We start from the raw sequence: 20,561 nt of genomic DNA, 5'->3' as shown, positions 1-20,561 counted from the left end.
CCTCTTCCTTATTTGTTAACAGTTATAATGATATTTTTATACTCATCCACAACGGCAGTATACTCTGGCGGAATTACTGTTGTTGCATCAAGCTGCTCGACGATAGCAGGGCCATGTATTTCAGAAGTAACAGGAATTTTTTCACGATCATATACTTTAGTTGGAACAAATTCGTTTTCAAAGTAAACTTCTCTAATCTCTTTAAGGGCATCTTCTAAACTTCCTGATGGACCATATTTAGGAAACTCCGGCTTTGGGACTGTTCCGATTGCCGTTAATTGTAAACCATATATTTCAACCGACTGATTTCGATTAGAAAATGCATATTCACGTTCATGCTCCTGATGGAAAGCTTCTAATGTCTCTAATAAAGAAGGAGTTTTTGAACTAATTGGTATTGCTAAAGATCTCCACTGACCGCTATATCGCATTTCGATATAACGCATTAGTGTAGCATTGTCCTTTGCTACCCCTTCATCATCTAGCAGCTTTTCTGCCTCTTTTTCCAATGCGGAAAATTCCAAATCTAATTCTTCTGATGAAACCTCATCAAATTTTCTCACGTATGTTTTCGATAAATCGTGGCGTACATCAACCAGCAAACATCCCATGGCTGCAGCTACACCTGGGTGGGGTGGAACGATGACAGTCGGGATTTCCATTTCTTTTGCTAAATAAGCCCCGTGTAATGGACCAGCCCCGCCGAAGGCAACTAGGGCAAATTCTCTTGGATCATAGCCGCGTCTTACCGAAATCAATCTTAATGCATCACACATATTAGCATTAGCTAATTCGATTATGGCGTCGGCCGCCTCAACAGTTGAATAATGAAACTCTTCCGCAATTTTATTAACAGCTTGTTCGGCTCTCTCTTGATTCAAATGCATGCTTCCATCTAATAGATTTGCCCCAAGTCTTCCGAGCACTAAATTGGCATCAGAGTTAGTAGGCTCCACGCCGCCGCGCATGTAACAAGCTGGTCCCGGGACAGCACCTGCACTTTGCGGACCATTACGCAGTGAACCTCCCTCATCCTTCCAAGCAATACTACCGCCGCCTGCACCTATCGTTAAGATTTCAATACTTGGAAAACCAATTGGGTAGCCATATTCGATATACCAATCCTTTGTGATTCTTATATCACCATCGTACATGAGAGAGATATCAGTACTCGTTCCTCCCATATCAAGGCCGATGGCGTTATTAAATCCGCATAGCTTTGCTATGTGTTTACTGGCAATTGCACCGGCAGCAATACCGGAGCTCGCAATCCTTGCCGCATAACGAGGGACAGTGCTGGAAGTCATCACTCCACCGCCAGAATGGAGTACAAGAATATCATCCTCATAACCTTTTTGTTCCATCTCTCCTTCTAATGTACTGATATATTTACTAATAATCGGCCCTAAAACCGCATTTACAATGGTTGTACTCATTCGCTCATGCTCAAAGATTTCTGGTAAAACTTCACTTGAGGCACAAACGTAAACATTTGGCAATTCTTCTTGAAGGATTTCTTTCACTATTTTTTCATTTTCACCATTTACATATGCATTCATGAAGCAAACAGCAATAGATTCAGTTCCACGCTTTTTCAATTTTTGGGCAAGTTGACGAACTTCATTTAGGTCAACCGGGGTTAAAATATTTCCGTTAAAATCAATCCTTTCATTAATTTCAAATCGGTCTCGGCGTTGAATATATGGTTTTGCGTTATCCTTATAAGCATCCCATAAATCTAGTTTTGTTCCGCGGCGGATCTCTGGGACATCTCGGAATCCTTTTGTTGTAACTAGGGCAGTCTTGGGAAGTTTTCTTTCAATTAATGCATTGGTACCAACGGTGGTACCATGAGAAAAGACCTTAATGTCGCCGCCCTTTATCTTGGCTTTTTCTATTCCATCTAATATTCCCTGCTCTGGATTGGATGGGGTAGAAGAAGTTTTAGTGACCGAAATACTCCTAGTATCTTCATCAAAAACAAACACGTCTGTGAATGTTCCGCCAACATCAATAGCAAGTCTAATAGGTTTCAATATTGTAACCTCCCTATTTTCGATAATTCTTAATTTATTTTTTAACAGATTACAACCGTTCCAAATTGCTAGGATTAAATAAATACTTACTTTAAAGTCGTACTATTTTATACTTTCCACCCCTCCTTTTCTTATATTATTCTAAAAATAAAAAGCCAGCCCAAATACACACAATAGTGGTATGGACTGGCTTTAAAATCCATTTAAACCAGCCGGCTAAGGCTGGGAGTGGAAACTTAACAGTCAAATATTATTTTGATTTTTATAAAAATTCCTTCACTACTTCCGCTGAAAAGGCGAACCAAATGAAGTTAATCTTAATTTTATAAGAATTTTCTGAATAATTCAATAGCTATTTTAAAATATTTTAACTCGTCAGAAAAAATTCTGCTCTTTTATTGATATCTTAGATGTTAACAGATTTCCTTTCGATTTTCCTTTGTGTAAACTAACGATTATTAATCGTACTTTCAGAGAACTGGTAATTAATTAAAACTCAGCAAAGATACTGTTTAATAAAACAGCAGCAATGTCCAAATAATTTAAGCAGCTAAAGGCTGTCTCAAATTAAATCCTGATACCGTGCATACCAAGGATATCAGGATTTGATAATTTTTTTTAAAAGACAACAAATGGAGAATTGTGATCACTGGTTCCTTCAAAGATGAACCTGCCCTCCATTTTAAATTCTACCAATAAAGAAAGACAACCGGTAATCCATCCTCAACTAAGAAAGCATCACTGGTTGTCCAGTAGACAAGAAATAAACGAAACTTTATTTCGATATGAATAATATATTTTAATCATTGTAAAATTCTTAATGATAAGTGTCAACTAAATTAATTTTATTTAAATCTCTGTTGACAGCTAGGAATAATGGGATTAAAATGGATTTTAAATTTAGTAACAGTGATAATATTTATATTTCCTTATGAATAAATTGCCGACCAGGCCACAGGAGGCTCCTAGACTTGTTTACCAAGTATAGGAGCTTTTATTTTTTTAATACGATTTTATGAAGGGGTGATGACATGCCATTGTTAAAGGTTAGTATTCGGCAAAAAACATTTGATACTACAAAAGGTAAAGTGCAGGCATTACAGGATGTTAGTTTTCAATGCAAGGAGGGTGAATTTATTACCATTATTGGCCCGAGTGGATGTGGCAAAAGCACTTTGCTTAAAGCAATAGCCGGGCTGGATACAAATTTTGATGGAGAAATATTTTTGGATGGAAGTGAAGTAAAGGCACCTTCGATTGATAAAGGATTTATTTTTCAGGAGCCACGGCTGTTTCCTTGGATGACTGTGGAAAAAAATATCGCCTCAGATCTTCCGCTTAAAAAAGCGGAAATAAAAAAAGAAGTAGAACGGTTAATTAAACTGATTCGCTTGGAATGCTTTGAAGCTGCCTACCCGAAGGAACTCTCGGGAGGAATGGCACAAAGAGTGGCAATTGCAAGAGCCTTATTGAGAAATCCAAAGGTATTGTTACTGGATGAACCGTTTGGAGCATTAGATGCTTTTACTCGGTCTCATATGCAGGAGGTTCTCCTTGATATTTGGCAGGAAAATCGTACGACGATGCTATTTGTTACACATGATATTGATGAAGCGATTTATCTCGCAAAGAAGGTGATTATTATGAGTTCCAAACCCGGAACCATTAGAGAAATATTCCCTGTAGACCTTCCTTTTCCGAGAAAAAAATCTTCATCTTCCTTTCAAGAAATAAGGCATTTGCTCTTAAATAAGTTTGAAAAGGTAGATGAACTTGAGTTAGTAAATAGTGCCGGAATATAGGAGGGGAATGACTTGAGTAAAACAAAAGAAGTCTTGCTGCCTGTACATTTGAATCCCAAGAAACGGGTCAGCTTTTGGCAAGGAAAAAAACAGATTAAATACATGCAATTTCTTCGGAAAATCAGACTACCTATTATCATTCTATTCATTTGGGAGCTTTCCGGACTGGCCGGTCTGGTGTCTGAAACTTTATTACCGCGCCCAGATACTGTGTTTCGAAGATTTATTGAGTTATCAATGAATGGAGAATTATTGCGGCACTTTCTAGTAAGTCTTCGCCGTTCAATGAGCGGGTTTTTCGTTGGAGGTTTTATCGCCTTGACCGCCGGGATTCTTGTCGGCTTTTTTCATAAAGTTGAACAGTCATTGGATTCGACTTTGCAAATGATTAGAACTATACCGACCTTGGCTGTTCTGCCGTTATTTATTTTATGGTTTGGCTTTGGTGAATTTTCTAAAACGCTTTTAATTGCCAAAGCGGCTTTCTTTCCCATTTATGTTAATACCTTTTTAGGGATCCGGGGAGTGGATGCGAAACTTTTAGATGTGGCAAAGGTTCTTGAGTTTAGTAAATGGAAACAAATCACAAAGCTGATCATTCCGTCAGCAATGCCGAATATTCTGCTTGGTATTCGCCTTTCGTTAGGTGCCGCTTGGGTTGCCCTTGTCGGAGCAGAACTGATGGGATCAAGCGAAGGGGTTGGATACATGATCGTGAATGCAAGAACATTTTCAAGAACGGATGTCATTTTTGTTGGGATCATTATTTTTGCCTTATTCGGTAAAGTTACAGATTCGCTTATTCGTTATTTAGAAAAAAGATTACTTAAATGGCGTGATAGCTTTCAGGGTTAGCTGTAGCTATTTCAAACTACATACTTGTTATTTGAAATAGTAACAATAAATTTTTTTAAATTGGAGGGAATTTATTAATGGGCAACAAAGAACGTAAAATGAGTCTCAATTTATTTTTAAGTGTTTTGGGTCACCATGAGTCATCCTGGCGTTATCCGGATGCCCCTGTTGAAAAAGCAAAGAACTTTTCGTATTATGCGGAACTGGCAAAAAAAGCTGAAAACGCCAAAATGGATGCGATCTTCTTAGCAGATCGAACCTCAACCTCGCCACAATCAGTAAAAAATGGTGCTACAGGTTTCTTTGAACCGACAACACTATTATCGGGTCTGGCGGCAGTAACAGAAAAGATTGGATTAATAGGAACGGTTTCAACAAGTTTTAATGAACCGTACAATGTCGCCAGAAGATTTTCATCACTTGATTTCTTGAGCAACGGGCGGGCCGGATGGAATATCATCACTTCAGGAACGGACGAGGAAGCACAGAATTTTAACTTGGAGCAGATTCCAAATCATGCCCGACGCTATCAAAGGGCAAAGGAATTTTTAGAAGTGGCTGTAAAGCTGTGGGACAGCTGGGAGGATAATGCCATCCTGGCAAATAAAGAAACCGGGGTATTTGCTGACAGCCAAAAAGTGCATGAAATCAATCATAAAGGAGAATTTTTTCAAGTCCGCGGGCCTTTAAATATCCCGAGGTCCCCTCAAAAAAGGCCGGTGCTTGTCCAAGCCGGGACATCGGAGAATGGTAAGGAATTTGCCGCAATATATGCTGAAGCGATCTTTACAGCTCAGCAATCATTTAAAGATGCAAGAGCCTTCTACCAGGATATAAAACAAAGGGTCATTAATAATGGAAGAAATCCGGAGCAAGTCAAAATTTTACCGGGCATTTGCCCTATTATTGGAGAAACCGAAGAGGAGGCTATCGAAAGAGAAAGTAAGATGCAGGAATTAATCAATTTTGATCACAGCCTTCTGAAATTATCCAATCGAGTTGGAGTGGATTTAACTTCAGCACCTCTGGATGAACCATTTCCGGAGCTGCCGGAGCTTGATGAGATTCAAGGCCATAAGAGCCGCACACAGCTAATCGTTGAATTGGCGCAAAGAGAGAACCTTACGCTCAGACAAGTGTTGATTCGCTTAGGAGGCGGCAGAGGCCATTATACCATTGCCGCTACACCTAAAAAAATTGCGGATGTCCTAGAATATTGGTTTTTAAATGGAGCGGCTGATGGTTTTAATATCATGCCTCAGGTGATGAATCATGATTTTGAGCGTTTTGTTCAACTGGTCATTCCTGAATTGCAAAGAAGAGGCCTGTTTAGAACCGAATATACCGGAGATACCTTAAGAGAACATTTTGGATTGACAATACCGAGTAATCAATTTCTGTCTGTATAAACTTTTTGAAGGATAAAAAGAAAGGGTTTAATAAAATGAAAAAAAGTATTATGGGAGTACTTATATTATTGATAGTCATGGCTTTAAGTGCCTGCGGAGTGGATCAGAAAGCAAACGCCGGGAATAAATCAAAGGGAAAAACCACCATAAACATCGGAATTCAAGGTCAGGTTGGCGTCCTGCAATACGCAAAAGAGAAGAAAATTTTTGAAAAGGCATTTGAAAAAGAAAATGTGGAGATAAAATGGAACGAGTTTACCAGCGGTCCTCCGGAATTTGAAGCGATTGCATCAGGCAGACTTGATTTTGGTGCTACCGGGGCGACTCCTCTTATTTCGGGTCAGGCCGGAGGAATTGATTTTCGTGCCATTGGGGTGACGGGTGACGGAAAGAAAAATTATGGCATTTTGGTTAATAAGGGATCATCCTTTAAAAGTTTAAAAGATTTAAAGGGTAAGAAAATAGCTGTCGCACAAGGGAGCGGTTCTTACAATTTTTTATATACAGCTTTGGACAAAAATGGACTTACGGATAAAGATGTTGAAATCGTTCCTTTGCAGCCGGACGAAGCACGTCCAGCATTTGAGAACGGTTCCATTGATGCATGGGCAATATGGGAATCCTATTTGACAACAGCGATCTATCAATTAGGCGCAGTACCAATTCTAACCTCAGAGGATTTGAATGCATTATCACCGGGATTTATTGTTGCAAGAACAAAATTCACCGAGGAGCATCCCAATTATACTGTACTGTTCTTAAAGGCATATCATAATGCAAGTAAATCGTACATTGCAAATATTGATTCAGTATCAAAGGAATTAGCTGCGTCTCAAGGGATAGATCAAAAAATTATTCGTAAAGTAATTGAGAAATCAGATCCTATTCTCTCCCCGACAACGAAAGAGTTTGCAAAAGCACAGCAGGAACAAGCAAACTTTTTATATGCGAAAAAAGTAATCGATAAAAAAATCGATATCTCTAAAATAATCGATAATAAATTTGTTGAAAAAGCATTAAAGTAACAGGAAACTTTATATTAAAAAATTTAAAAGAGATGGAAAGCCATCTCTTTTTTTTGTCGTTCACGGGCAAAACATTAACACACGGCGAGCCTCTTTAAAATGGTTTGTATTCTCAGCAATACAATATGAAGAAAACATGAATTAAATTGAATTTAGTATTGCCTGTACCGTAGCTTTAGCGTCACCGAAGCACATGTATGTATTATCTTTGAAAAATAGCGGGTTTTGTACTCCAGCATAACCGGTTCTCATTGAACGCTTTAATACGATTACATTATGTGCTTTCCATACTTCAAGTACTGGCATACCAGCAATCGGACTGGATGGATTTTCTTGAGCAGAAGGATTTACCGTATCATTAGCCCCGATTACAAGTACGGTGTCTGTTTCAGGAAAATCATCATTAATCTCATCCATTTCTAAAACAATGTCATATGGCACTTTTGCTTCCGCTAAAAGTACATTCATATGGCCTGGCAGACGGCCTGCCACTGGGTGAATAGCAAAGCGAACTTTTATACCCATGTCACGAAGTTTTTTTGTAATTTCAGCTACCGGATATTGAGCCTGAGCCACAGCCATGCCATAACCTGGAGTGATAATAACAGAACTGGATTGTTTTAAAATTTCCGCAACTTCTTCCGGAATCATCTCACGGTATTCACCCTTTTCTTCTGAGTCTCCCACACTAACTCCTGCATTGCCAAATCCTCCGGCAATAACGGAAATAAATGATCTGTTCATCGCCTTGCACATGATGTATGATAAAATGGCCCCAGAAGAGCCAACTAAAGCTCCAGTTACAATTAACAGGTCATTTGAAAGCATAAATCCAGCTGCGGCTGCTGCCCATCCGGAATAGGAGTTTAACATGGAGATGACAACTGGCATATCTGCTCCGCCTATTGATGCAACCAAATGCCAACCAAAAACTAAAGCAATTGCCGTCATAATGGCAAGGTAGAGCAATGAACCTCCTGCATGGATAAATAAGAACATAAGTACAATAGATGCTAGAAGAGCAAACAGGTTAAGCTTATTCTTGCCTGGCAAAGAAATTGCTTTAGAATTAATTAAACCATGAAGCTTACCAAAAGCGACAACAGATCCGGTAAAAGTTACTGCCCCAATTAAAACTCCAAGAAATATTTCAGTCAATTCAATATTTAAGATTGCCCCATTTGCATAGGAATGAGCATCTGTGTAAATTCTGATAAAGCTATTATAGCCAACCAAAACTGCTGCCAAGCCTACAAAGCTGTGCAGAATCGCAACCAATTCAGGCATCTCAGTCATTTCTACCTTTAAAGCCAAACGAACTCCGATCAGGCCGCCTAACAGCATTGCAACCAAAATGTAGACTATACTCTGGACATTGAGACTTACAATCGTGGCAATCAATGCAATTGCCATTCCAATTATCCCAAACTTGTTACCATTTCTGGCAGTTTCCTGTTTTGATAAACCTGCCAGACTTAGAATAAATAGTATTGCTGCAATAATGTATGCTGCTGTAATTAAACCATTTGACATGCAGACCACCTCCCTACTCCTTGTTAAACATCTTTAACATACGTTGGGTTACAGTAAAACCTCCAAAAATATTAATTGACGCTATCAATATACCAATAAAAGATATTATCTTAACTGTAAGGATTGTACTGCTGATCTGTAATAATGCCCCCACCAGGATAATTCCGGAGATAGCATTCGTAACGGACATTAGGGGGGTATGCAGAGAATGTGTTACATTCCAAACAACATAATAGCCTACTACACAAGCAAGAACAAAAACGGTAAAATGGGACAAAAACTCTGGAGGTGTTACTTGACCGATCCATCCAAACAGCACGATAGCCGCTGCACCGATCACGTATTTTAGTTTTGAAGGCTTTTTCTGGACTTTAACTGGTGCTTCGGTTTGATCGGCTTCTTTTTTTACTGGTGTCGCAGACACATTGATTGCAGGTGGAGGAAAGGTTACGTTTCCATTATTTATTACACTCATGTTGCGCAATATGACGTCTTCAAAATCAATATTAATATTACCATCTTTATCTTTACAAAGCAGTTTGGTTAAATTCACCAGATTTGTTGCATACATTTCCGAGGATTGGGTTGGTAAACGCCCAGGAAGATCATTATAGCCTATAACTCTAACTCCGGAATTAGTAACAAACAATTCACCTGGAACCGTATATTCACAGTTACCACCTGTAGAAGCTGCCATATCAACGATCACTGATCCTGGTTTCATGCTGTCAACCATGGCTTTGGAAATTAACCTTGGTGCCGGTTTCCCAGGAATAAGTGCGGTTGTAATAATGATATCTACATCTTTTGCTTGTTCAGCAAATAATTCCATTTCCGCTTTAATAAACTCATCCGACATTACCTTTGCGTAGCCGCCAGAAGTAGAGCTATCTTCATCACCATCAAAGCTTAGCTTTAAAAATTCTCCTCCCATAGATTCTATTTGTTCTGCTACTTCAAGACGAGTGTCAAATGCCCGCACAATGGCTCCAAGCGATCTGGCGGTTCCTATTGCAGCTAGTCCTGCTACCCCTGCACCAATTACCAAAACCTTAGCTGGCGGTACTTTACCAGCTGCAGTTATCTGCCCGGTAAAAAAACGTCCGAAATGATGAGCTGCTTCCACTACAGCTCTATATCCGCCGATATTAGCCATTGAGGATAATGCATCCATTGACTGGGCGCGGGAAATTCTTGGTACCATATCCATCGCCAGCACATTAATATTTTTTTGAGAAAGCCTACTAACCAAGTCTGAATTCTGTGCTGGATATAAGAAGCTAACCAAGGTTGTTCCATCATTTACTTTCGCGATTTCCTCCTCGTTTGGAGGATTTACTTTGTAGATCAAATCTGATTGCCAAACATCGGCTGCGTTTACAACATTAGCTCCTGCGATGATATACAGTTCATCGGTAAAGCTGGCTTGCTCACCTGCTCCAAACTCAACTGCAACATCTAAGCCTAGTTTTCTTAATTGCTCGACGGTTTTAGGAGTTGCAGCAACGCGGGTTTCTCCACCAACGCTTTCTTTTGGAATACCAATTCTCATGCTCATTCTCCTTCCTGCTTGTAAAGCCATAAATTTACCAATTGAATTGATTCTACAAGAGATGAAAAAAACAATAAAAATGTGAGATTATTCATATAACCACATTCAAAAAGAGGTCCAATAGTCAATTATTCCACTATCTCAGTAGGATATTTCTGACCATTAACTTAAAATCCACCACCATAGCAACCACCATCAATTTGAATATACGTACCTGTAATATAGCTTGCCATATGGGAAGCAAGGAATAAAGCTGCACCAACTGTTTCTTCGGGTTCAGCAAGTCTGCCAATTGGTGTTCTACTAGCCACCAAACGTATCCAATCTTCGTTTGACATAGCTTCTTGTATAAGGTCTGTTTTCGTATAATGTGGACAAATACAATTAACCTGAATATTATATTTTGCCCACTCTGCAGCAAGAGAACGAGTCATCTGAAGTATTCCTCCCTTGCTTGAGCTATAAGCTGCAGACATTGGTATTCCTGAAAAGCCACCCATGGAAGCAGTATTAACAATTTTGCCACATTTTTGTGGAATCATAAATTCCTTTGCTATCTTTGTGCTAAGGAAAAATGGTGTATTCAAATTTGTATCTAGTACTGTTTTCCATTGCTCCTCAGTTACATCGATAGATGGGATTCGATGTCCGACACCGGCATTGTTGATCAAAATATCTACCCTATTAAAATCGCGTTTTATGTTATTAATCATGGTATCAACTTGAGAAACGACGTTTATATCTGCCTGAATTTTAATGCATTTTCCACCCTGCTCTAGGATAGCTGCTTCTGTTTCATTCAGTTTTTCAACATTACGTCCTACCAAAAGGCTAATTGCTCCCAATGAAGAAAATCCTTCTGCAATCGCTCTCCCTATTCCCCGGCTTGCGCCCGTAATTAGCACTATCTTATCAGTAAAATCGAATTGATACTTCATAACATTGTTACCCCCTCAATTTATCAGCATCTAATAGGCTATTATAAGAATTAATTTTTATTACTTTGATAGACTCTGTTAAGTACCTGTTATTAATGAATTGGTCTTACAACCGCTAACTCCATTGCTTGTTTAAATCCTGGTGCTGCATTTACAACTGAAGGAATGATGTTAACCGTAGGTGCTGCACTAGTTACATAACTCTCGTCTAAAGGCATCATGCCCTGAATTTCGATGTCTAATGAACTTGGACATCCCTCAATATGAATCTTATCACTTATTCTAGGCTCTTTTACTTTATCATCACAAATCTTATGAACGTATCTAAGAGTAACCTTTTCCTCTCCATTAACTACACCTGTCATTTCAAACCTATGCCCACAAATCGTTCCTGCCTTAACCTCACCAAAGATTGGATGCAGATCAATAGGAGCTGTGAATACTTCATGGCTTGTTCGAAGTTCTGTGAACTTAAAGCCGAGCACATCTCCCATCTCATACACGCCAGAACTATAGTAAGAAACGATTCCTGCTTTCAGTTTCTCATTTGGAAATATCTTCGGATCCATTCCATAACCAAATACTTTAACCCAACTTGAGAAGTTATGCTGATCATCTTCGCCACTCTCAACAACAATTTTATCCACCCTGCCCATAATACCGCTCATAACCATTGGGATATAACTTGCATATGCACCGGGAAGTAGGCCTGAAGGAAGATATGTTACTCCATTTTCCTTTGCAGCATCGTCAATCAGCTTAAACAGTTCAGGTGTTGTAACATGCGAATAGTATAATGGAATAGTTGTAATAACATTTTTCTTGTATCCAAGAGCCTTTATTATACTCATGGCACTGGGAGTAAATTCACCCTTTTCATCTCTTATAAGAGGAGTATAGTTTAGGATAACATCTGCATCCATAGAGAATACTTTATCCATATCATTGGATACAAGTACTCCTGCTCTGCCAAAATCAAAGATTTCTCCTGCATCCTTTCCAACTTTGTTAGGATCAACATCTAGAACACCCACAAGCTCAAGAGATTCTTTCTCCATACACATACGTAAGGCTGCTCTTCCTACATTGCCAAGACCCCAAATAATAACTTTATATTTTTTCATAAATATACCCCTCTCATTAATTATTATTATATAATTAATATTACAAAAAATATGAAAACTATTACATACACAAAAGAGACTGTTTGTGTAAAAACGATACAAACAGTCTCTTTTGTTACCTATATGATCAATGACTATTTTGCCATTATTTTAACATAATTCTCCAAGCTTTTATCAGCTATTGCCTTCCACCTTTTTACTATTAATTCTGGCGTATCCTTCATTCCACTTTTTATCCACGTTGTAAAAACCGCAACAAAGGCATTATAAAAAAACTCAATCATGAAATCCTTATCATCTTTATCAATCTTAAGATGTCCACATGCCTGTGTAGATAATTTTTCAACCTGTAAACGTGTTAAATTTTTCAGATATTCAATAAAACTATTCTGTCCTACTATATTAACGACATTAGTATAATAGGTTCGATTCTCATAAATATAGCGGCACAGCTTTAAGGAGCCATCAGCCCAGTTGTTCAAAGTTGTGCTTTCAAGTATGCTATCTACTACATCTGTATTAAATATCCAATTGATCACATCGTATTTATCTCGAAAATGATAATAGAAGGTTTTTCTGCTGACGTCACATTCCTTAATAATGTCATTTACTGAAATATCGCTAAAAGGCTTGACTTTCATAAGCTTTTTCATCGCATTTGCTATAGCAGTTTCGGTCATTTTAGCATTAGCCATGTGACTCCCCCCACACCATTTACTAAATATTCTCTATCAATATGATAACACAGAATGAAAATGTTTTTATATCTCCCTAACGTTAATAAGGCTGTAATAATATAGACTTGAAAAAGATAAATAATAACGAAGAGAAACTGGTATATACTGACAAATTATTTATTTTCATTTGAGAATTAGAAGCATGTTTGTGTAATGAATAATCATTTCAAAAAATTTTTTTCTAGAAATTATCAAATAGATAATGAAATAGTAAACCCCTGAATAATCATATTTTTACCAAGCATTTGCATCAGCTTTTTCTCTTTAGCCAGATACAATAAGGTTAGACAAGAATAGCAAAGGATCGGAATCAATATAAAGCTTAATAAAAAGGATAAAATTGTAATGTTGCTTCTTTCTATAAGGAAATAAAGAATGTCTAAAGTATATATTAGAATCACAATAGTCATAAACCATTTTTTCTAATATGACATTCCCTTCTTTTGTTAATTTAAGGCTAATAAGTTATCAATAGTGTGCAAACGAATTGTATAAGCAATACTTTTGCTGCGATAAGCAAAAATATCTATCATCTTTTTTGTAGGGTCAAAACCATGTTTTGGTGTAGACCCATTTTTTCCCTCCATTTTATTACATAGCAGCAAAAAAATAATTGATACGTATTAGAATTTTCATATTAACCCTTGAGATTTCTTTTCCATACTGCAAACAAAACAGCGAAAAAAAATCCACATAATCAACCAACTCAATGGGAGAGTTAGTTATTAATGCAGATTTTTTTTGTTTCTTAATTCTTTTATTTTATTAGGAGTTACATCTTCCCCGTTTGGATCTAGAACTGTGACGTTCTTTAATGTGTTTTTCATGGAAGATCGAAAGGCCTTTAGGTATTCACTTCTTAATAAGGATTGTTCCTTATCCTCTTCAATCGATAAACCTGATTCTTTCGATTTTTTAGCGAGGGCATTAATTCTTGCCAATTTTTCTTTGGATATCATTCTTTAACTCCTTTTAATCAAACATAATAAATCCCGATCTATTCATAGTTATTTAAGAATCAACCTTAAATTCCAGTTCTCTAGGCTATCTTGGCCGTTTTGATTCTGCACTAAATTAATACAAAAAAGAATCCATTCCTGTTAAAGTTTAAGTAACCACACAAAAACACACAGAAAGGATTCTTTATATGGTCACTTTAACGAAAAAAACGCTTGATTTCAATCACAAAATCAAATTGTCAAATGATGGAGGCTCCCTTTCCTCCGATACGGGTGAATTTAACCTGTGATTAATTGAAAAAAAACATTTTTTCGGTCAAGGGAGAAGTCTCTCCACAATCAAAAAGAATTCATCCATCAACTGTTTGGACTAGTTGCTTAAGACCAGGGATCACTAGAAATCTTTTGCTTTTTTATATTTTCTTCAAGTATTTGCACCAGAACCATTATAACAAATGAAAACGCATTAGAATTCAATGTGATTCCTAATGCGTTTTCATTTGTGATTTATTTGTTGGAACACATCTATAGTGAGCCCGTTGCCATTTTGGAATACCTTTTTTAAAAATTATTTCTTAAAACCATATCTTTAAATTCAGATACAAATTGATAGCCAATTTACATTACATTTTCAATGTTTAAGGTAGGAAACGGAACCCGTTACAAAAACATCCCGGTCCTTGACTCTTCGCCCTCTCCCACAAAAAACATTGAAACCTTATAACTTAAATTCCCTTTTAAATACCTCAAAATCCAAATCAAGAACGTCACAACACTCCTTAACCTTTTGGAAGAAATCACCACTATCATTTACAGGCCGATCGCGATTTTCATAATAATATTGAATAAGATCATATAATTCTGATAACCGCTTTACCTTTTCCACTTTTTCCGCCATATTAATCCACCTTCCCTGATTTTATTATTTGCCCAATCGGTTTTGAAACAATTTGGCCCTCTTCCATTACCGTAATTCCCCGCACAATTGTGGCAGTAGGCACCCCTTTAACAGGAAACTGATCAAACGCCGTTACCTTGCTCTTACTATGAAGATTCTCCCTTTTAATCACCATCTCTTTGTTCATGTCCACAATCGTGATATCCGCATCAGTTCCAACTGCAAGAGAACCTTTTTGCGGATAGACCCCAAACTGCTTAGCTGGATTCTCTGAAAGCAATTCACAAGCTCGGTTAAGTGTAATTTTCCCCTCACTCACCGCATTTAGCAGAAGCGGAGCAAGTGTTTCTACCCCGCACATCCCTGCAGGAATGGACCATAAGTCACCATCCTTTTCTTCTTCTGTATGAGGGGCATGATCGGAACAAACAATACTAATTGTTCCATCCTGAATACCCTGCCAAAGCTCCTCTTGGTCCTTCTTATATTTTACTGGAGGGTACACTTTCATTTGCGGCCCAACCGTTTCATAATCCTCATTGCTTAAAAAGAGAAAATGTGGGCAGGTTTCTCCTGTAATCGGATATCCTTCTTTCTGCGCCTGCCGAACGGCCTGCACGCCTTCCTCCGAACTGATGTGAAGAATATGGAGCCGGGTTCCGGTCTTTTTCGCCATGGCAATACCCGTCTGAATCGTCAATTTCTCTGCAAGATTCGGTCTGCATTGAAGCAGTGCCTCATAATCACGTCTTCCGGATTCTTCAACCTTTTTCGTAAGTCTCTGAATCAATTCATTGTTTTCAGCATGAATGGCAAGGGTTTGGCCCGTTTTTGCCACTTCCTGAAAAATATCATATACCTCGCCGTCCGGTAGTGGCGGAATAACTTCTTCCTCCCCATCCTTATAGTTATACATAAGCTGGAAAGTTTTACTGTTAATTGCATAGCCCCAGAAAAACTTAAATCCAATGACACCTGCCTCGTGAAGCGGAAGAAGATCCTTCATGTTCAAATCCCCAAGACAAATTCCCCAAATACCAAAGTCAACATGTGCTTTAGGAGAAAGATTTCCGACCTGTTTTTGCAGATTTTCTACATTATTAATGGGCGGATTCGTATTTGGCATCTCAAACACAGATGTAATCCCACCGGCAGCAGCAGCTTGTGTGCTATAATAAAAATCTTCTTTATATGTCGCTCCTGGATCCCTTGAATGTATATGTGTATCAATAAAGCCTGGAAGCACATATTGTTCGTTTGCATCCGTTGTTTTTAAAGTTTCACCTTCCAGCTCATTTTCTGAAATCGCTGCGATTTTCCCATCCTTAATATAAAGATTCCCTTTAACAAAATCAGTTCCCGAATAAATATACCCATTTTTAATGACATGATCCCATACCATTTTCATCACTCCTTGATTCAATTTTCACTTGACCGATTAATTCCTTTATATCGACAATATCATAGTGCTCCATATAGTCCTTAATTTCCTTTAAAATCGTTAACATGGCGGTCGGTTGAACAAAATTGGCTGTACCCACTTGAACTGCTGTTGCTCCTGCTAGCATCATTTCAATGGCATCTTCTCCATTCATCACTCCCCCACAACCAATGATTGGTATAGACGAAGCCTGATACACCTGGTGAATCAAGCGAACTACAATGGGCTTAATTGACGGACCTGAAATTCCCCCTATGACATTTCCAATCTTCGGTCTTCTTGTATGAACATCAATCGACATGGCAATTAAAGTATTTGCTACCGTAAGTGCGTCCGCTCCACCTGCTTCTGCAGCCGCTGCCACTACCCCAATATTCGTAACATTTGGAGATAATTTCGCGATGATCGGTTTATCTGTGACCTGACGAACCTTTTTGACCAGCTTATGAGTAACATTCTCATCCATTCCAAACGCAAGCCCGTTATTTTTCAAATTAGGGCAGGAAATATTCAGTTCGAGGGCTGCAACGGCATCCATTGAAGCAATTTTCTCACTCATTTCTTCAAATTCATCTATGCTATCTGCTGAAATACTAGATATAAGCGGGCTGGAAAATCGTGAATAAAAAGGGACGGTGACCCTCTGGTAATAATCATATCCTTTACTTTGGATCCCTATTGAATTAATCATCCCCCCCGTTGTTTCACAAATACGGGGAGTGGGGTTCCCTCCCCTTACTTCTTTTGTAATGCTTTTCGGCAGAAGGGCACCAAGTTGATTAAAATCAATAATTTTTTCCATTTCCTCCCCAAATGTTCCAGAAGCAGGCATAATAGGATTTTTCAATGAAAGACTTCCAATTGACACTGCTAAATTTCTCATAAAATCACCTTCTTCAATGGTAAAACAGGCCCTTCCTGGCAAACTCGAATCGAGCGAATTTCATCTTCATCCTGAATATCGCAAACACATGCATAGCATGCTCCCATCGCACAACCCATGTTTTCCTCAAGAGCAATTTCTGCAAATAACTGATGTTGTTCTCCAATGTCTTTCGTTAGAATCGCTAACCTCCTTGAGCCGCAGGTATAGACAGAATCAATTTGCTGCATTTTAATGATTTCCTCTGCCAGCTTTCGTACAAGAAGAGGATCGCTTGAGCCATCCTCATCGGTCACAGGAAATGTCTTGATTCCAGCGGCAGTCAGTTCTTTTTCTATTAAAATGTCATCCTTTGTTCTGGCACTTAAAATTGCATAACAGGGAATACCTTTTTTGCCTGCATCAAATGCGAGAGCGGAAAGAGTTGCAATTCCAACACCTCTGGCAATTAACAAGATACCGCTTGATCCCTCACGGAATGTAAAGGTATTTCCAAGCGGACCGAAGATATCCAAGTGTTCTTTTGGCATTCTTTTAGCCATTACCTTTGTACCTACTCCTTTGACTAGATAAAGAAATTCCAATGTATTATCTTCTTCATTAATTCGGTAAATGCTGAATGGGCGTCTTAGCAAAGGAGAATAAGCATCAATCGTCCGAATGTGGAAAAACTGCCCCGGCTTCACGTCGGCTACACTCCAGCCGGTTATTGCAATTTCCATATGACAATATCTCTCGCTGATTGGTTGATTGGAGAGAATCTCTGCGTTTGTTAAATTCATTATTAACCCCCAACTTGTAAAGATGATGGACACACTTTTGCATATTGAAGCACCGCCGCTTCCATAACATCGATCCCGGTTAAGATTTCATCAATTTCTGTGTGTTCATTAGGATGGTGGCTTAAACCATCCTTTGACGGAACAAAAATAAGTCCCACCGGTCCAAGGCTGACCATATTCATAGAATCATGCCCTGCGCCACTTTGCATAAGTCTATAAGGCAATTGTTTATACTCGCAAATTTGCTTAAATGACACGATAATTTCAGAGGATAACTGCACAGGGTCCTCCATGCTAATTTCCTTCAAATCAATTTCTAGCAATCTTCGCTGCCTGGAAGAAACAATCGTTTCAAATAACCTGTCAAGCACCCGCTTTCTAGATTCAACGGAAGATGACCGAATATCAATATTCATTTCAACCTCACCCGGTACTACATTCATAGCTCCCAGATGGACCTCCAGAACCCCAACCGTTGCAACTGTGCCATATGCTTGCTCTGAAACAGCAGCCTTTTCTAACTCTAGAGCAATCTCTGCTGCTCCTAAAAGGGCATCTTTTCTCATATCCATGGGTGTAGTCCCAGAATGTGAAGCCTTTCCGAGGATTCTTACAATATATCGGGCTGGTGCTGCAATCCCAGTAACAATCCCCACTTTTTTTTGTTCATTTTCGAGGACGGGCCCTTGTTCAATATGTAACTCAAAAAAAGCCCGAAATGTTTCTTTTGTTCTGTTCGCTTCATTAATACTATTAAAATCAAGGGCACAAAGTGAAAAGGCCTTTTCCATCGATATTCCATCTCGATCCGTTAATCGACGGTATTTTTCTTTATCAATACGCCCAGCCATCGCCTTACTTCCAACAGTTGATACTCCAAAACGGGCGGATTCTTCACATGCAAATGAAATCAATTCAATCGGATGTTCTGTAACAACTCCTTTTTCATTTAAACGGCGGATGATTTCAAGGCCTGCCGTAACGCCTGCCACCCCATCATATTTCCCACCCTCATAGACCGTGTCAATATGAGATCCCATTATAACCGGTGGTAAATTATGATTCATCCCTTCTCTTCTGGCAATCAGGTTTCCTGCTTGATCAAGCCTAACCTCCATTTTTTCATCCTTACAAAGTCGCATCAGTGCATGGATACAAGCTTGCTCTTCATTGGTATAAGCAACTCTGGTTATGCCCTTTTCCCCTGAGTTATATTGATTAATCTTATCAAGTAAGGTTTGGTATCTTTGTTTCCTATCCATACAAATGTCCTCCATTATATTTCAATCCTGCAAAGTAATGTATCCTTTCCCGTTCTCGATGGTGACTGTGGTCCCAAACTCAGCCGATAATTCCTTCAGTTCCTGAAGAATTCGAGCCCCATGCTCTTGATCTGCAAATTTCGGTCTGCCTTTTCCTGCCCGCCTTTTCTCAAAACCTAAAGAGATTGGGGTCAGTTCAATCGTCGATATCGAACTATTTTCAATTTCAAACGAAGCAATAACTGATTCAAACACTTTATGATTGGCAGCGAGTCCCCTGGTTCCATTTTGGCTTCTGGCATCAAACCCATCTGCCGGCGTATGACCATGATCAAGCTGATAAAGGTCATAAAATTCAGTTGGCTGTCTTTCAACCGTATCATTTTGAAAAATAAAATCTCCTAAACTATAAAAAATTGGCCGTTTTTGATAGATTTCGATTCCCCTAAAAATATGGGGTCCGTGCCCTATCACCCCATGGGCTCCTTCGTCAATGCAAAACCTGCTAAACTCGCGGATGAAGTCAGCCGGTCTATTTTTTTGATCACCCTTCATTTCATGGGCATGAAGACTAACAAATACGAGATCTGCCTGACGGGACGCCTCATAAATCGCCTTTCTGATTCGGCATGCATCGACCTGATCCATAAACGTACAAGTACCTGACTCCCCTTCTTCAAAATGAAGGCTGCCAAAGACATACGAACCGTTCGTTTCTTTCCAGAACCCCTCTTTCACATTCAGGTTCCTTGTACTATTCACTTCCGTACAGGAATCAATCTCTTGTAAAACTGCAAGCTTCTCTTTACTTATTCTATGAACTTTTTTATGGCCAAGAGGATTTACGCCCAGTCTACCGGGAACATCCGGTCTTTGTTCCCCTGCCCGATGCCATGGTTCAAACGAGGAGGTAACCGAAATCAAAGCAATTCTTCCCTCTTTTGTCTCCAGGTATTTAGGCTGTGACGCTTCTGCCAAGTTTCTGCCAATGCCGGCAAAAACCCACTCTTCTTTCTCTAAACACTCAATGGTTGATAACAGTCCCCCATGAAGCCAATCCAGGCTGTGATTATTGGCACAGGCAAGCATATTGAAACCCAGCCATTCTAAATCCTTTAATACAAACGGACGTGCAGCCGCCCATGTCCCCCCACTTGTTGCGGATGGTGACTGATTAAACTCATGTACCGTAACTTCAAAGTTTGTAAACTTCACATCATATTGTCGAAGGAATTCTTGAATTTCTTTTAAATAAGGTTCATTTCTTGACAATCTTTGCGTAATAAATGAATCACCGGTTAAGGCTGCCCTAATCATTGGTTTAC

Annotated in this window: 17 protein-coding genes; 4 read left to right on the top strand and 13 right to left on the bottom strand. The window is 38.9% G+C overall.

Going from position 1 to position 20,561, the window contains the following annotated elements; all coding sequences use genetic code 11:
• Positions 1–8: 8 nt before the first annotated feature.
• Positions 9–2,036, bottom strand: a complete 2,028-nt coding sequence (locus ACE38V_RS08085; protein ID WP_375840705.1) for a hydantoinase/oxoprolinase family protein — start codon at positions 2,034–2,036, stop codon at positions 9–11.
• Between the two features lie 1,031 nt (positions 2,037–3,067).
• Between ACE38V_RS08085 and ACE38V_RS08080 the strand changes: the two genes are divergently transcribed.
• From ACE38V_RS08080 to ACE38V_RS08065, 4 genes are all read left to right on the top strand, one after another.
• Complete coding sequence (locus ACE38V_RS08080) at positions 3,068–3,838, top strand: ABC transporter ATP-binding protein (protein WP_375840704.1); 771 nt, start codon at positions 3,068–3,070, stop codon at positions 3,836–3,838.
• 12 nt (positions 3,839–3,850) lie between these two features.
• Positions 3,851–4,693, top strand: a complete 843-nt coding sequence (locus tag ACE38V_RS08075; protein WP_375840703.1) for an ABC transporter permease — start codon at positions 3,851–3,853, stop codon at positions 4,691–4,693.
• Positions 4,694–4,770: 77 nt separating this feature from the next.
• Positions 4,771–6,102, top strand: a complete 1,332-nt coding sequence (locus tag ACE38V_RS08070) for an LLM class flavin-dependent oxidoreductase (RefSeq protein ID WP_375840702.1) — start codon at positions 4,771–4,773, stop codon at positions 6,100–6,102.
• Between the two features lie 35 nt (positions 6,103–6,137).
• Positions 6,138–7,127 carry an aliphatic sulfonate ABC transporter substrate-binding protein gene (locus ACE38V_RS08065; protein WP_375840701.1) on the top strand — a complete coding sequence of 330 codons (990 nt, stop codon included), beginning with the start codon at positions 6,138–6,140 and terminating at the stop codon, positions 7,125–7,127.
• A gap of 141 nt (positions 7,128–7,268) precedes the next feature.
• Here ACE38V_RS08065 and pntB read toward each other — a convergent pair whose 3' ends face one another.
• From pntB to ACE38V_RS08005, 12 genes are all read right to left on the bottom strand, one after another.
• Positions 7,269–8,660 (bottom strand): Re/Si-specific NAD(P)(+) transhydrogenase subunit beta, encoded by a 1,392-nt coding sequence (gene pntB, locus ACE38V_RS08060; RefSeq protein ID WP_375840700.1) that lies wholly within the window; start codon positions 8,658–8,660, stop codon positions 7,269–7,271.
• A 13-nt stretch (positions 8,661–8,673) separates the two neighbouring features.
• Positions 8,674–10,212, bottom strand: coding sequence for a Re/Si-specific NAD(P)(+) transhydrogenase subunit alpha (locus tag ACE38V_RS08055; protein WP_375840699.1), 1,539 nt, complete (start codon positions 10,210–10,212; stop codon positions 8,674–8,676).
• 167 nt (positions 10,213–10,379) lie between these two features.
• Positions 10,380–11,150, bottom strand: coding sequence for an SDR family NAD(P)-dependent oxidoreductase (locus ACE38V_RS08050; RefSeq protein ID WP_375840698.1), 771 nt, complete (start codon positions 11,148–11,150; stop codon positions 10,380–10,382).
• A gap of 92 nt (positions 11,151–11,242) precedes the next feature.
• The gene (locus tag ACE38V_RS08045; RefSeq protein WP_375840697.1) at positions 11,243–12,274 is read right to left on the bottom strand and encodes a hypothetical protein; all 1,032 of its coding nucleotides are present in this window, start codon (positions 12,272–12,274) and stop codon (positions 11,243–11,245) included.
• Positions 12,275–12,408: 134 nt separating this feature from the next.
• Positions 12,409–12,969, bottom strand: a complete 561-nt coding sequence (locus ACE38V_RS08040; protein ID WP_375840696.1) for a TetR/AcrR family transcriptional regulator C-terminal domain-containing protein — start codon at positions 12,967–12,969, stop codon at positions 12,409–12,411.
• 767 nt (positions 12,970–13,736) lie between these two features.
• Complete coding sequence (locus ACE38V_RS08035) at positions 13,737–13,970, bottom strand: DUF896 domain-containing protein (RefSeq protein ID WP_375840695.1); 234 nt, start codon at positions 13,968–13,970, stop codon at positions 13,737–13,739.
• 718 nt (positions 13,971–14,688) lie between these two features.
• Positions 14,689–14,868, bottom strand: a complete 180-nt coding sequence (locus tag ACE38V_RS08030; protein WP_375840694.1) for a hypothetical protein — start codon at positions 14,866–14,868, stop codon at positions 14,689–14,691.
• 1 nt (position 14,869) lies between these two features.
• Positions 14,870–16,270 carry an allantoinase AllB gene (allB, locus tag ACE38V_RS08025; RefSeq protein ID WP_375840693.1) on the bottom strand — a complete coding sequence of 467 codons (1,401 nt, stop codon included), beginning with the start codon at positions 16,268–16,270 and terminating at the stop codon, positions 14,870–14,872.
• Positions 16,248–17,192, bottom strand: coding sequence for a dihydroorotate dehydrogenase (locus ACE38V_RS08020; RefSeq protein ID WP_375840692.1), 945 nt, complete (start codon positions 17,190–17,192; stop codon positions 16,248–16,250). The genes allB and ACE38V_RS08020 overlap by 23 nt, the downstream gene beginning before the upstream one ends.
• Positions 17,189–17,974, bottom strand: coding sequence for a dihydroorotate dehydrogenase electron transfer subunit (locus tag ACE38V_RS08015; RefSeq protein WP_375840691.1), 786 nt, complete (start codon positions 17,972–17,974; stop codon positions 17,189–17,191). The genes ACE38V_RS08020 and ACE38V_RS08015 overlap by 4 nt, the downstream gene beginning before the upstream one ends.
• Positions 17,975–17,976: 2 nt before the next feature.
• A complete protein-coding gene (locus ACE38V_RS08010; RefSeq protein ID WP_375840690.1) occupies positions 17,977–19,236 on the bottom strand; it encodes a Zn-dependent hydrolase in 1,260 nt (419 codons plus the stop codon).
• A gap of 21 nt (positions 19,237–19,257) precedes the next feature.
• A complete protein-coding gene (locus ACE38V_RS08005) occupies positions 19,258–20,553 on the bottom strand; it encodes a CapA family protein (RefSeq protein WP_375840689.1) in 1,296 nt (431 codons plus the stop codon).
• Between the last annotated feature and the right edge of the window lie 8 nt (positions 20,554–20,561).

It is taken from the genome of Cytobacillus sp. Hz8, assembly GCF_042263505.1.
Lineage (GTDB): Bacteria > Bacillota > Bacilli > Bacillales > Cytobacillaceae > Bacillus_BE.
Note: the sequence above shows the minus strand (reverse complement) of the source record. Positions and strands in the feature narration are given on the sequence as shown.

Excerpts from the sequence above, each read along its gene's own strand:
- ACE38V_RS08080 (WP_375840704.1), top strand. The coding sequence starts at position 3,068 with ATGCCATTGTTAAAGGTTAGTATTCGGCAAAAAACATTTGATACTACA.
- ACE38V_RS08070 (WP_375840702.1), top strand. The coding sequence starts at position 4,771 with ATGGGCAACAAAGAACGTAAAATGAGTCTCAATTTATTTTTAAGTGTT.
- ACE38V_RS08065 (WP_375840701.1), top strand. The coding sequence starts at position 6,138 with ATGAAAAAAAGTATTATGGGAGTACTTATATTATTGATAGTCATGGCT.
- pntB (WP_375840700.1), bottom strand. The coding sequence starts at position 8,660 with ATGTCAAATGGTTTAATTACAGCAGCATACATTATTGCAGCAATACTA.
- ACE38V_RS08055 (WP_375840699.1), bottom strand. The coding sequence starts at position 10,212 with ATGAGAATTGGTATTCCAAAAGAAAGCGTTGGTGGAGAAACCCGCGTT.
- ACE38V_RS08050 (WP_375840698.1), bottom strand. The coding sequence starts at position 11,150 with ATGAAGTATCAATTCGATTTTACTGATAAGATAGTGCTAATTACGGGC.
- ACE38V_RS08045 (WP_375840697.1), bottom strand. The coding sequence starts at position 12,274 with ATGAAAAAATATAAAGTTATTATTTGGGGTCTTGGCAATGTAGGAAGA.
- ACE38V_RS08040 (WP_375840696.1), bottom strand. The coding sequence starts at position 12,969 with ATGGCTAATGCTAAAATGACCGAAACTGCTATAGCAAATGCGATGAAA.
- ACE38V_RS08035 (WP_375840695.1), bottom strand. The coding sequence starts at position 13,970 with ATGATATCCAAAGAAAAATTGGCAAGAATTAATGCCCTCGCTAAAAAA.
- ACE38V_RS08030 (WP_375840694.1), bottom strand. The coding sequence starts at position 14,868 with ATGGCGGAAAAAGTGGAAAAGGTAAAGCGGTTATCAGAATTATATGAT.
- allB (WP_375840693.1), bottom strand. The coding sequence starts at position 16,270 with ATGGTATGGGATCATGTCATTAAAAATGGGTATATTTATTCGGGAACT.
- ACE38V_RS08020 (WP_375840692.1), bottom strand. The coding sequence starts at position 17,192 with ATGAGAAATTTAGCAGTGTCAATTGGAAGTCTTTCATTGAAAAATCCT.
- ACE38V_RS08015 (WP_375840691.1), bottom strand. The coding sequence starts at position 17,974 with ATGAATTTAACAAACGCAGAGATTCTCTCCAATCAACCAATCAGCGAG.
- ACE38V_RS08010 (WP_375840690.1), bottom strand. The coding sequence starts at position 19,236 with ATGGATAGGAAACAAAGATACCAAACCTTACTTGATAAGATTAATCAA.
- ACE38V_RS08005 (WP_375840689.1), bottom strand. The coding sequence starts at position 20,553 with ATGATTAGGGCAGCCTTAACCGGTGATTCATTTATTACGCAAAGATTG.